The organism is Sphingobacterium sp. BIGb0116, assembly GCF_024808035.1.
Taxonomy (GTDB): Bacteria; Bacteroidota; Bacteroidia; order Sphingobacteriales; family Sphingobacteriaceae; genus Sphingobacterium; species Sphingobacterium paramultivorum.
The window spans coordinates 72083-83874 of the sequence record NZ_JANUDT010000009.1; the positions used below are offsets into that span (position 1 = coordinate 72083).

The following is an 11792-nucleotide window of genomic DNA, read 5'->3' on the forward strand; positions in this document are numbered from 1 at the left end:
TTACTTTCGCAATTAGTTTGCTAAAGTAAGGCGTGAATTGATAGGGTAGAAAGATGGCAAACACAAAAAAATGGTACTGTAAATGAACTTTAAAAAGACAATACTTGGTATAGCTGCTTTCCTATTCATGATTGGGATTTCATCGGCACAGACTCGGGCTGAACTTGAAAAACAACGTGAGAAGCTCAATCGTGAAATTGCCGAATTACAAAATACGGTCAAAGAGATCGCAAAAGAAAAATCACTGACACAACAACAGGTGACAGCATTGAGTAAGCAGATTAATTTGCGCGAGCAGAAGATAAATACCATTACTTCGGAAGTAGCTGTAATTAACAAACATATCAATGCCAATACCGCTGCCGTAAATAAGTTGAAGGCTGAATTGGAGAAGATGAAACGTGACTATGAGAAGATGGTGATGTTTGCGTTCAGAAACCGAAATGCCTATAATAAATTGATGTTTATTTTTGCATCAAAGGATTTTAATCAGGGGTTCCGACGGGTTAAGTACTTACAACAGTTTAACGATTCTAGAAAGCTGAAAGCTGCTGATATCGAAAATACCAAGAAACAGATTGAACAAAAAATCGCTCAATTGCAGGCGGACCGAAACAAACAGGTTGCCTTGATGAAAGAGCAGGAAAATGAGAAAAGAACCATATCTCAACAGCGATCTGTTTATTCTGGACAATTGAGTGAATTAATTGTTACAGAACGCGGTGTGAAGAAAGATATTACCCAAAAACAAAAAGAGGAGCGTCGTATTAATGCGGCCATTAAGGAGATAATTAGAAGAGAAATTGAGGCTGAACGTCGACGGGCTGAAGCGGCACGTCGTGCGGCAGAAGCGGCTGCTGAGCGTAACCGCAAAGTGAATGAGTCTACATCAACTACAAAAGGTAAGAACAATACAAAAACGAGTACTTCTAAAATGTCAGAATCAGAGGTGCTCCGTAGTACACCGGAGGCAGTTAAGCTTTCAAATGACTTCAGATCTAACCGTGGTAGTTTGCCTTGGCCTGTTTCTAATGCGAAGATCATGCAAGATTTTGGAGGGGAAAGTGTCGGAAGAAATGTCAATGTGGAACATATATCCGTGAAGATACAAACTTCTAGTGGTGCGGCTGTGAAAGCTGTTTTCGCAGGAGAGGTGAGTAGTATTTTAACAATGTATGGTCAACGTATCATAATGATTAAACATGGTGAGTACTATACTGTCTACAATAATATGGGAAGTGTAAGTGTTTCAAAAGGGCAAAAAGTAAGTACAGGCCAAACTATAGGAACGGCTGATGTGGACTCCGATACAGGTGTGCCAATGGTTGACTTCTCTGTTTATCAAGGGTCAACACCGTTGAATCCGATGTCATGGTTGGCGAGATAAGAAATAATTACTATATTTAATAATTATCATTACATTTGTAAAGAGAGAGAGAAGTTTTAGTTTAAAAGAATTGAAAAACAAGAAATTATAGTTATGTCAACATCATTATTAATCATGGGAATCGGGGGGCAAGAGTTAATTGTCATTGTAGTAATATTGTTACTATTATTTGGTGGCAAGAAGATTCCTGAATTGATGCGCGGATTGGGTAAAGGAGTTAAGGAATTTAAAGAAGGCCAAAAAGATGAGTCTTCACCTGAAAAAAAATCTGAAATAGAAGATAACAAATAAGGGAGGTTTTGATCCCATATAGCATGGATACGATTTTGTGAGGAACAAAATCGTATTTTGTTTTATACTCGACCTGCAGCTAAATAGGGCGAAAACCATTTTTATACTAAAATCCATTTCTAAACGTTTAGATTATTGTTGATTTTTCAGCAGATGAATCAAACTCGGATTTAACAGTAAATTTATGATCGGAAAACAGACGTTAATTTCAATACTAGGAGGGGTATGCTATGTACTACCGCTCATGGCCCAAGAAAGCGCTGTAGAAGGCATGAAAGAAGCCGCCCATACCTTCTTTCAAAAAAGTATCGAAAAAGAAAAACAAGAGATTTACCAATACCTAGACAGTATAAAATCTTCCGGAAATAACAGACAGCATGATGCTGAAATTACAGATGAAGATATACAGCTCGTGCGGAAACTGAAGGCAATAGAACGTGAGGTTCCGTTGGACTATTCGCCGCGAGTGAAAGATCTGGTTGCTAAATATACGTCGGGTAATTATAATCCTTATATGTGTAGGATGATGGGACTAGGACAATACTATTTCCCATTGTTTGATAAAATCATGGACGAAGTCGGAGTGCCGCGGGAACTCAAATACCTAAGTGTAGTCGAATCATCATTAAATCCACGCGATATCTCTAGTGCCGGAGCAACAGGCTTATGGCAATTGATGTATTATGAAGCCAAAACTTATCATCTTACAGTGGACAGTTATACCGACCAACGAATGGATCCTATTGCTTCAAGTTATGCTATCGCAAAAATCTTAAAAGAAGCTTATGATGAATATGGCGATTGGCTATTAGCGATAGCATCCTATAATGGCGGTAAAGGAGCGGTTAGCCGTGCGATCCAACGTTCGGGAAAAGAGAATGCTACTTTTTGGGATATCGCACCATATCTAACGCAACAGACCCAAAACTATATCCCTAAGTTCATCGCAATGACATATGCGATGAAATATGCAGACGAAAATGATATCAATGCTGAGGATACCGAACTTTCACTAAGAACTCAAGCATTGGATATCAATAAACGGATTTCATTGAACCAAATAGCGGATGTTTTACATGTGTCAAAAGAGACATTACGTGCATTGAATCCTAGTTTTAAAAGAAATGTATTAAATGGTACTGAAGAGTCTCCATTGCGATTAGTTTTACCTGTATTAGATAAAAAGATTGCCTCAGAAGAATTGTATGCTGCTCTCAACACGCCAATATCTTCTGTAACTCTTAGTCAGACGGAAAATCTAAGTAAGCCTCTACAAAATGGCAAATATAAAGTAAAAGTTGGTGAGACATTCGCTTCCATTGCTGACAAGTTTGAAGTAACAGTACAGGATATAAAATCTTGGAATAACCTGCGCGGAAATCAAATTGTCCCTGGACAAAACTTACTGATAAAAAGGGAAGATGATTTCGTTAACGCGAAGTTAGCACGTAATACAGAACGATCTTCAAAGAAGAGTCAACAGCATGCCGCTAGCGCTACACGTACAGCTTATTATGTCGTGAAGAAAGGTGATACATTATCTGAGATCGCAGATAAAAATGGTACATCAGTCGGTCGACTTAAAAGTGAAAATGATTTAAATGGAAGCCGGATAAAACCGGGAATGAAATTGAAAGTCTCAAAGAAATAACAGCATGGTTTAAATTAACCATGCTGCATCTTCTTCTTTATCAAATTCTTCAAGGGTAACGGTAACATGTTCTCTTAATATCGTTGAAAGCTTCGTGCCATAGTAGTCACTAAATATAGGGAACTTATGGTGGCTTCTATCAATTAATACAGCCGTTCTCATTTTCTTCAGTGGAACGTTCAAAAATACACCCAGTCCATAAGCTAAGGCTCTACCACTATTCAACACATCATCTACCAAGATGATCGTCTTATCTTTTGCAATATCAACAGGTATGTCTGTACTTGCACTCAACGATCTACTCGTTTTCTTCATGGTAACTTTAATCAGCAGGATTTCCTTCGTTGAAATCCCCTGTAAAATCGCTTGAAGGCGTTGCGCAAATACATAACCTCGGTCAGCAATTCCTACTAATACAAGTGTTTCATCTTCAAAATTGTCTTCCAAAATTTGATAGGCAATCCGAATAGATTTTTGTTTTATTTGTTCTTTATTTAAGATGAGCGTTTTCTTTGAAGACATAATAGTATTCCAATGATTATAGGGTAAAAATAGGATATTATATTGTATAAAAAAAGTCCAAAACGAGTTAAACGCTTTGGACTTTCCTTGATTGAATCAATCTTACTAATTCAATTTATTATCTTTTTCTGCTTTTAATATTTCTGCCGTAAGCGATCTATTATCTTCTGGTAAGCGGCCGCCATTGTAATAATAACGTCTCCAGTATGGTTCATCTAAATTGCTGATCATAACTCCTTTACTGGATGAGGCATGTGCAAATTTATTATCGCCAATATAAACACCGACATGGGTAATACTTTTACTTCTGATTTTGAAGAATACCAAATCACCTGCCTTTAGTTCGTTTTTCTCGACAGTTTTGACTTGAGAATACTGATTTCTACTATTATACCCCAATGATGTGTTAAACACTTTGTCGTATAATTCATAAGAAAATTTAGAACAGTCAATACCTCTTTTTGAATCTCCTCCCAAACGGTATGGAGTACCTAGCCATTCGTAAACAAATTGATAAAGTTTGGTGTTTGTTGTTGCTGAGACTGCAACTCCCATGATTTGTGAAAAGTATTCTTTCGCTAGGTTATCAGGATCTGATTCTGGTTTGGAGTTTCTGTTGGTTTGTGCCTGCGACACTAGACATAAGCCGATAAATAGCATTGACGCTATAAATTTCTTTGTTTTCATTAAATCGCTTTTTTGTACAACATTTAACTTTTAAAAATTCAACACTGTCATCTATTTTGGACAGCACTGTTGCGAATATAATACAATATCACTTTAAGGTCAAATTTATTTTAAGGTATTTAACGAAATTTTAACAATTTTAACATCTTTCCAAGACGTATTTACACGTATTGAGAATTAATGCACTTGTCGAGCCTCGGCTACATAAAGTAGATTGTCTACTACATTTAAAAATATCCACATGATGATAGAATGCCATTCTATTTGGCTTCTAATTGTGAATCTTAAAAAAAACATTAATTTTCTTTGGTAAAGTGATAATATTTGTTCTATATTTACAAAACATAAGCAAAAGCAATGAACACAAATACAATTATTACGTCGATTATTATTACCACCGGGATAAAACTTAGGAGGAAGTAGTTTCGTTGTATATAATTGTAGACACAATATTTAGAAGCGCTTTCCTCGACAAAGGAAAGCGCTTCTTTTTTTAGCACAAAAATCATCAATCTAAACAAACAGTATAAAACAGTATGAAAGTTTTAAAATTTGGAGGCACATCGGTCGGCACGGTAGAAAGTCTAAAGGCGGTCCTGAGCATTGTGAAAAAATCTTATGATGCAAAGGAAAAACCATTGGTTGTGTTGTCAGCCATGTCAGGAGTAACCAACTTGCTTACCCAATTGGCAGAGGACGCTGCGGAAGGAAAGTCCTTTTCGGATGGGCTAAAATCCTTGGAGGATAAGCATTTTACGGTTGTTAAAGAGCTTCTGGCTGTGAAATATCAAAATCCTGTATTTACAAAGCTAAAGTTGTTTTTTAATGAGATAGAAGATCTTCTCCAAGGAATTTTTGCACTAAAGGAGCTGAGTAATCAGAGTAAAGATTTGATCCTTAGCTACGGTGAGCGTTGCTCAAATTATATGGTATCTAAGGTGATGGAACAATATATTCCTGAGTCTCTATTTGTAGATGCATCCCATTACGTGAAAACTGATTCAAATTTTGGTAATGCTCATTTAAATGAAATGCTAACTGAGCAATTGGTGAAATCCTTGTACATAACGCATCGTGATAAGTTACTGTTTGTCACTGGTTTTATCGGAAGTAATGAAAATGGGCGTATTACCACCTTGGGAAGAGGTGGATCAGATTATACTGCAGCGATCTTCGGCTCAATACTGGACGCAACAGCCATTGAAATTTGGACAGATGTGAATGGGATGTTAACCGCCGACCCACGGATTGTGAAGAAAGCTTTTTCCTTGCCTGTATTATCATACACAGAGGCAATGGAATTATCTTACTTCGGTGCTAAGGTGATTTATCCTCCTACGATGATTCCGGCTTTCTTAAAGAAAATACCGATTGTTATTCGGAATACTTTTGAACCTGATTTCTCAGGGACTGTGATTCAGTTTGATAGTGGAAAAACAGCACTGCCAATCAAGGGAATTTCTTCGATCTCGGATATTTCTGTCATCAATCTAAGTGGATCAGGGATGATCGGTAAGTCGGGTTTTAGTGGGCGGCTTTTTACGCTATTGGCTAGAGAGCAGATCAATGTTGTGCTAATCACCCAGTCTTCTTCCGAACATAGCATCACATTTGCTGTCAATCCATCAGATGCCAAACGCGCTATACATTTGATCGAAGTGGAGTTTGAGCTTGAAATCCAAGCGAATAAACTGATCGTTCCTGCGATTGAAGAAAACCTTTCTGTCTTAGCCATCGTTGGTGAAAATATGAAAAAAACTCCCGGTATGTCCGGTCGGTTATTTGCAGCGCTAGGACGCAACGGTATTAACGTCCGGGCTATTGCGCAGGGCTCATCTGAATACAATATATCTGTAATTATTGGTAAGGAAGATTTAGCGAAGGCACTTAATGCCGTACATGATGCGTTTTTCGCAGAGTTAAAGAAAACGCTGCATGTATTTAATATCGGTACCGGTAACATTGGTGCAACTTTATTTAAACAATTGGAAAATCAGCATGACTTCCTATTGGATAAAAATGATATTGAAATTAAAGTTGTTGGAATTTCCAATAGCCGTAAAATGCTTTTTAATACCGAAGGTGTTGATTTAAATAATTGGTCCGATGAACTTGCTAAAAATGGAACTGAATCAGACCTGGCATTGTTTATTGATCGAATGAAGGCGCTGAATTTGCCGAACTGTGTATTTATCGATAATACTGCGAGCAAATTACCGGCAACCTACTACGAAGATATCTTTAAATCCAATATTTCGATCGTCACTTGCAATAAAATTGCGAATTCAGGTAAATACGAGCAATATAAAACACTCCGTGATACTGCGCATCGACACGGTGTAGATTTTTTTTATGAAACAAATGTAGGTGCAGGATTGCCTATCGTCAGGGTGCTTAAAGACTTGATGTTGAGTGGTGACCGTATCGTGAAGATAGAAGCTATTCTTTCAGGGACAATTTCGTATATTTTTAACAATTTTAAAGCAGATGCTTCTTTTTATGATGTCGTCAAACAGGCTCAGGAGCTGGGATACACCGAGCCAGACCCAAGGGATGATTTAGGTGGTATAGATTTTATGCGTAAAATGCTCATCTTGGCAAGAGATGCTGGGTATGCTGTTGAGGCCGAGGATGTAGACCTTGGTGCGATATTACCTCCAGTATGTTTGAAAGCAGATACTGTAGATTCTTTTTATACAGAATTGCAACAAGAAAATGAATATTTCGAAGCAATGAAGAAGAAAGCAGCCAATGAAAATAAAGTAATCCGCTACATCGGGAAATTGGAAAATGGAAAGGTATCCATTGCGATTCAGTTTGTTGATGAAAATCATCCTTTTTATGCTTTATCAGGCAGCGATAACATTATATCGTTTACAACAGAGCGCTATAAAGAACGTCCCCTCGTAGTAAAAGGTCCTGGAGCGGGGGCTGAGGTTACAGCTGCCGGTGTATTTGCAGATTTAGTAAATGTTGGAGCATAAAAACTATTCAAGGAAAATAAAAATTACGTGATGGCCAATAATTTAAATGTGGAGTATCTGAAGGATAAGGTGATAAATTTAGACAGCATGCTGTCGGAAGTTCGTGTTTTTGCGCCTGCAACTGTCGCAAATATGATCTGTGGTTTTGATATATTGGGTTTTGCTGTCGAGGAACCCGGTGATGAGGTGATTATGCGGCGCACGCAACAACCTGGAGTAACGATTCGGGAAATAACTGGCGACGATGGAAGACTACCGCTCGATCCCGGTAAGAATACCGTATCTGCCTGTGTTCAATATCTATTACAAGCCTTGAATATCTCTTCAAAGGTAGGTGTCGAAATCGAATTGCATAAACATATGCCAATTGGATCTGGACTGGGCTCCAGTGCAGCAAGTACCGTAGCCGGGCTTTTTGCCATCAATACCATGCTTGGAAACCCTTTGACAAAAGAAGAATTATTGCCATTTTGTGTTGAAGGTGAGCGTTTGGCTTGCGGTACAGGCCATGCCGATAATGTTGCCCCGGCGCTTTATGGAGGCATAACATTAATTCGGGGAAATGAACCTTTGGATGTTATTTCCATCCCTTCACCAAAAGAACTCGTAGCAGCGGTGGTTTTTCCGCAAGTGGATGTTCCTACACGTGACGCAAGACAACTTATAAAGGATAAAGTGTTATTAAAAGACGCCGTGACCCAATGGGGAAATATCGCGGGATTGGTTGCCGCTTTGTTCAAAGAAGATTATGATCTCATCGCACGAAGTATGAAAGATATTCTTATCGAACCGACCCGTGCAATTTTAATTCCTCAGTTTTATGAAATGAAAGAGATTGCTTTGAAGAACAGTGCATTGAGCTTCGGTATCTCTGGTTCAGGACCGTCTGTCGTAGCAATAACACGTGACGAAAAAATAGCGAGGGATATTGCGGACAAAATTCAAGCTCATCTCAAAGACAATGAGATTGAAAGCTTTGGATATGTTTCCCGTGTCAATGTAGAGGGCCCTAGAATATTGGATTAAAAATTATTTACAGAATTGAGGTCTATAAACTTTGAGGTTAATCGACAATTAACTCATAGAAGATAAAAAAACAAGATATTCATGTTCTACAAATACGAATGAAGATACCTGGATATACCATGTGACCTTTAAAAACAGATCATTTATATATGAAATTTTATAGCACAAATAATAAAACATTAGAAGTCTCCTTTAAAGATGCGGTCTTCAATTCTCTTCCTGCAGACAAAGGATTGTATATGCCTGAAGAGATTCCACAATTGGATCCGCTGTTCATTAAGAATATTCAACAGTACTCCTTGCAGGAGATTGCTTTTGAAGTAGCTTCTACACTATTGGGAAATGATATTCCCAAAGACGATTTAAAACAGATTGTGAACGATGCCATCAATTTTGATGCTCCTGTAAAATTCTTGACCGACAGCACGGCTGTGCTCGAACTATTTCATGGGCCATCTTATGCCTTTAAGGATTTTGGTGCTCGGTTTATGAGTAGGGTCATGGGCTATTTTTCAAAGACTGACGATAAATTACTGGACGTCCTTGTCGCGACATCAGGCGATACCGGTGGAGCTGTTGCCTTGGGCTTTTTGGGGGTAGAAGGAACACGTGTGACGATCCTATATCCTAAAGGTAAAGTTTCGGAAGTTCAGGAACTACAATTGACCACTAATGGACAAAATATTCGTGCTATTGAAGTAGAAGGAACTTTTGACGATTGTCAGGCATTGGTAAAACAAGCTTTTAGTGATGCCGAACTCAATACTGTATTGCGTTTGACCTCCGCTAATTCAATAAATATAGCACGGCTGATCCCACAGACATTTTATTATTTTTATGCGTATGCGCAATTGAAGTCACAAGGAGTCAATGAGGTCGTATTTACAGTGCCGAGTGGTAATTTTGGTAATATTGGGGCTGGTTTATTGGCCTATAAAATGGGACTTCCAGTAAAACATTTTGTAGCTGCAACAAACGTTAATGATACCGTTCCTAGATTCCTTTCTTCAGGTAAATATGAACCACTACCTTCTGTTCAAACCTTAAGCAATGCTATGGATGTTGGGAATCCAAGCAACTGGGTGCGTATACAGGATCTCTTTGGCGGAAATGTGGCTGAACTAAAAAATATGCTTTCTTCTTATACATTTACAGATGAAGAAACAAAAGAAGGAATGCAGAAATTATTTGAAGAATCAAATTATATCGCCTGTCCGCATACAGCAATCGCCTGGCTTGGCGCTCGTGCTTATGCAAATGAGCATCCCGGTCCGTATGCTTCAGTTTTCTTATCGACAGCACATCCCTGCAAATTCCCTGATGCAATAGCAGCAGATGTATTCGAAAAAATAGTTTTGCCTGTCGGCGCAGAAACATTGCAAGGAAAAGAGAAATTAGCAGAATCTTTGAAAGTTGATTTTGAAGCTTTCAAAAAATATTTAATCAACCATAACTAAACGTTGAGGGCTCCTTTAGGAGCCCTTTTTTATACCAAGATAGGTGTCGATATAGTTTTTTAATTCAAGTTTTTTGTCTTTATCTAAGATTAAGTCATAGATTGGGATTGGTTGATCTCGCCCAAATGTTATGAAATCTCCATTTTCTTCTGTTAAAGAATTTAACCATGCACTAACGTCAATGGTATTTTTTATCGGATGCATATCAAATAATCTGAGATTGGCACCCGAAACAAACGCCACAATTTTCCAATCTTTTATGACTTTGTCTTCAAGCAAAGTTTTTTTATCCAGATATTTTATAAGATTTACGGAAGCCCCTTTTGTGCAACTCAAAATTAGATGTATGCCATACTTTTTTACAATAAGTTCTGGGCTGTTGTTCTTAACAAAATTAATGAAGTCTTGATTTTGAAATTTCGGCTCTTCGCTGCAAAGAAAATAATGCTGTATTGAAATCCTCCAGAATAATTGTTTCATTTATTTTTTGACAAATAAAGAAGCCTGGTTTTGCAATTAATAAGTTAATTTTGCAACAATGAAATCAGTTTATTTGAATAAGGGCAAGGATAAAGCTGCCTGGCAATTGCATCCTTGGGTATTTTCTGGAGCAATTAAATCATTGTCCGATAAAATTGAAGATGGCGAAGTTGTTGGCGTTTACAATGCTGAACGTGAATTTATTGCCTATGGTCTATTTCACAATAGCTCGCGTGTAGCCATTCGTTTATTGGAGTGGAACCCTCAGGCACAGATTGATGCAGATTGGTGGCGTGCCCGAGTTCAGAAGGCTGTTGCAGCAAGACAGCATCTGTTGCAAGAAGGTGTTACCAATACGATTCGTTTAATCTTTGCTGAAGCAGATTTTCTTCCCGGACTTATTGCAGATAAATACGCAGATTTTATATCCATTCAGATTCATTCAGTTGGGGTGGAAAAGGTCAAATCCATTATTATAGATGAATTGAATGCTTTGCTGCAACCCAAAGGAATTTATGAGCGCAGTGATCTGAAATCCCGCGAACATGAAGGATTACCCGATACCAATGGACTTTTGTTTGGAGAACTTCCATCTGAATTTGTCGACGTTATCGAAAATGGCATTCATTATAAGGTTAACATTATTGATGGGCAAAAATCGGGATTTTATTGCGACCAACGTGAAAATCGCCAGCTAACGGCCAACTACGTTTTGAATAAACGAGTCCTAGATTGTTTCTGCTATTCCGGTGGTTTTACGTTAAATAGTTTGAAAAGTGGCGCTGCAGAAGTCATATCTGTAGATAGTTCTGCACTGGCTATTGAAACCCTGGAAAAGAATATTGTTGAAAATGGTTTTGAACCTAGTCGACATAAAGCAATATTGTCTGATGTAAACAAGCAATTGCGTAAATTCGTTGATGAAGGGGAGAAATTTGATCTGATTGTCCTGGATCCACCGAAATATGCACCCTCTCGATCTGCATTGGAAAGAGCATCAAGGGCGTATAAAGACCTGAATCGCCGCGGATTGATGTTGTTAAATAGTGGTGGTTTATTAGCGACATTTTCTTGCTCAGGTGCGATGGATATGGATACGTTCAAACAAGTACTCGCTTGGGCTGCACTGGATGCCGGTAAGGAAATTCAGTTTATCAGACAATTTCATCAACCTGAAGACCATCCTGTCCGGGCTTCGTTCCCCGAAGGTGAATATCTGAAAGGATTGTTGGTACGCGTATTATAATTATTATATGAAGATAGTTTAGGTTGGTTTGTGAAAATCAACCTTTTTAATTTTTGAACGA

Annotated in this window: 10 protein-coding genes; 7 read left to right on the forward strand and 3 right to left on the reverse strand. The window is 38.1% G+C overall.

Annotated elements, in window-relative coordinates; translation table 11 throughout:
- The first annotated feature begins 82 nt into the window (after positions 1 to 82).
- The 3 genes from M2419_RS20100 (at position 83) to M2419_RS20110 (ending at position 3329) form a co-directional block, all read left to right on the forward strand.
- Positions 83 to 1387: a murein hydrolase activator EnvC gene (locus M2419_RS20100; RefSeq protein WP_153847255.1), complete on the forward strand. Its 1305-nt coding sequence runs from the start codon at positions 83 to 85 to the stop codon at positions 1385 to 1387.
- Between the two features lie 93 nt (positions 1388 to 1480).
- Complete coding sequence (gene tatA, locus M2419_RS20105; protein WP_088162917.1) at positions 1481 to 1678, forward strand: twin-arginine translocase TatA/TatE family subunit; 198 nt, start codon at positions 1481 to 1483, stop codon at positions 1676 to 1678.
- Positions 1679 to 1862: 184 nt separating this feature from the next.
- Positions 1863 to 3329, forward strand: coding sequence for a LysM peptidoglycan-binding domain-containing protein (locus tag M2419_RS20110; RefSeq protein ID WP_153847254.1), 1467 nt, complete (start codon positions 1863 to 1865; stop codon positions 3327 to 3329).
- A gap of 9 nt (positions 3330 to 3338) precedes the next feature.
- Here M2419_RS20110 and M2419_RS20115 read toward each other — a convergent pair whose 3' ends face one another.
- Together M2419_RS20115 and M2419_RS20120 are read right to left on the reverse strand one after the other, a co-directional pair.
- The gene (locus M2419_RS20115) at positions 3339 to 3851 is read right to left on the reverse strand and encodes a phosphoribosyltransferase family protein (RefSeq protein WP_153847253.1); all 513 of its coding nucleotides are present in this window, start codon (positions 3849 to 3851) and stop codon (positions 3339 to 3341) included.
- A 105-nt stretch (positions 3852 to 3956) separates the two neighbouring features.
- Positions 3957 to 4538, reverse strand: coding sequence for a C40 family peptidase (locus M2419_RS20120; RefSeq protein ID WP_046671999.1), 582 nt, complete (start codon positions 4536 to 4538; stop codon positions 3957 to 3959).
- 536 nt (positions 4539 to 5074) lie between these two features.
- Here M2419_RS20120 and thrA point away from each other — a divergent pair.
- The 3 genes from thrA (at position 5075) to thrC (ending at position 10005) form a co-directional block, all read left to right on the forward strand.
- Complete coding sequence (thrA, locus tag M2419_RS20125) at positions 5075 to 7522, forward strand: bifunctional aspartate kinase/homoserine dehydrogenase I (RefSeq protein WP_159731135.1); 2448 nt, start codon at positions 5075 to 5077, stop codon at positions 7520 to 7522.
- A gap of 87 nt (positions 7523 to 7609) precedes the next feature.
- The gene (locus tag M2419_RS20130; RefSeq protein ID WP_153847296.1) at positions 7610 to 8548 is read left to right on the forward strand and encodes a homoserine kinase; all 939 of its coding nucleotides are present in this window, start codon (positions 7610 to 7612) and stop codon (positions 8546 to 8548) included.
- A gap of 149 nt (positions 8549 to 8697) precedes the next feature.
- Positions 8698 to 10005, forward strand: a complete 1308-nt coding sequence (gene thrC, locus M2419_RS20135; protein ID WP_153847251.1) for a threonine synthase — start codon at positions 8698 to 8700, stop codon at positions 10003 to 10005.
- A gap of 15 nt (positions 10006 to 10020) precedes the next feature.
- Here the strand turns inward: thrC and M2419_RS20140 are convergent, their stop codons facing one another.
- The gene (locus M2419_RS20140; RefSeq protein WP_153847250.1) at positions 10021 to 10485 is read right to left on the reverse strand and encodes a hypothetical protein; all 465 of its coding nucleotides are present in this window, start codon (positions 10483 to 10485) and stop codon (positions 10021 to 10023) included.
- Between the two features lie 58 nt (positions 10486 to 10543).
- On the opposite strand from M2419_RS20140, the gene M2419_RS20145 reads away from it, so the two are divergent.
- Positions 10544 to 11731 carry a class I SAM-dependent rRNA methyltransferase gene (locus M2419_RS20145; protein WP_153847249.1) on the forward strand — a complete coding sequence of 396 codons (1188 nt, stop codon included), beginning with the start codon at positions 10544 to 10546 and terminating at the stop codon, positions 11729 to 11731.
- Positions 11732 to 11792 lie beyond the last annotated feature (61 nt).

What these genes read in the sequence shown, in the direction of transcription:
- M2419_RS20100 (WP_153847255.1), top strand. Translation starts at nt 83, where the DNA reads ATGAACTTTAAAAAGACAATACTTGGTATAGCTGCTTTCCTATTCATG.
- tatA (WP_088162917.1), top strand. Translation starts at nt 1,481, where the DNA reads ATGTCAACATCATTATTAATCATGGGAATCGGGGGGCAAGAGTTAATT.
- M2419_RS20110 (WP_153847254.1), top strand. Translation starts at nt 1,863, where the DNA reads ATGATCGGAAAACAGACGTTAATTTCAATACTAGGAGGGGTATGCTAT.
- M2419_RS20115 (WP_153847253.1), bottom strand. Translation starts at nt 3,851, where the DNA reads ATGTCTTCAAAGAAAACGCTCATCTTAAATAAAGAACAAATAAAACAA.
- M2419_RS20120 (WP_046671999.1), bottom strand. Translation starts at nt 4,538, where the DNA reads ATGAAAACAAAGAAATTTATAGCGTCAATGCTATTTATCGGCTTATGT.
- thrA (WP_159731135.1), top strand. Translation starts at nt 5,075, where the DNA reads ATGAAAGTTTTAAAATTTGGAGGCACATCGGTCGGCACGGTAGAAAGT.
- M2419_RS20130 (WP_153847296.1), top strand. Translation starts at nt 7,610, where the DNA reads ATGCTGTCGGAAGTTCGTGTTTTTGCGCCTGCAACTGTCGCAAATATG.
- thrC (WP_153847251.1), top strand. Translation starts at nt 8,698, where the DNA reads ATGAAATTTTATAGCACAAATAATAAAACATTAGAAGTCTCCTTTAAA.
- M2419_RS20140 (WP_153847250.1), bottom strand. Translation starts at nt 10,485, where the DNA reads ATGAAACAATTATTCTGGAGGATTTCAATACAGCATTATTTTCTTTGC.
- M2419_RS20145 (WP_153847249.1), top strand. Translation starts at nt 10,544, where the DNA reads ATGAAATCAGTTTATTTGAATAAGGGCAAGGATAAAGCTGCCTGGCAA.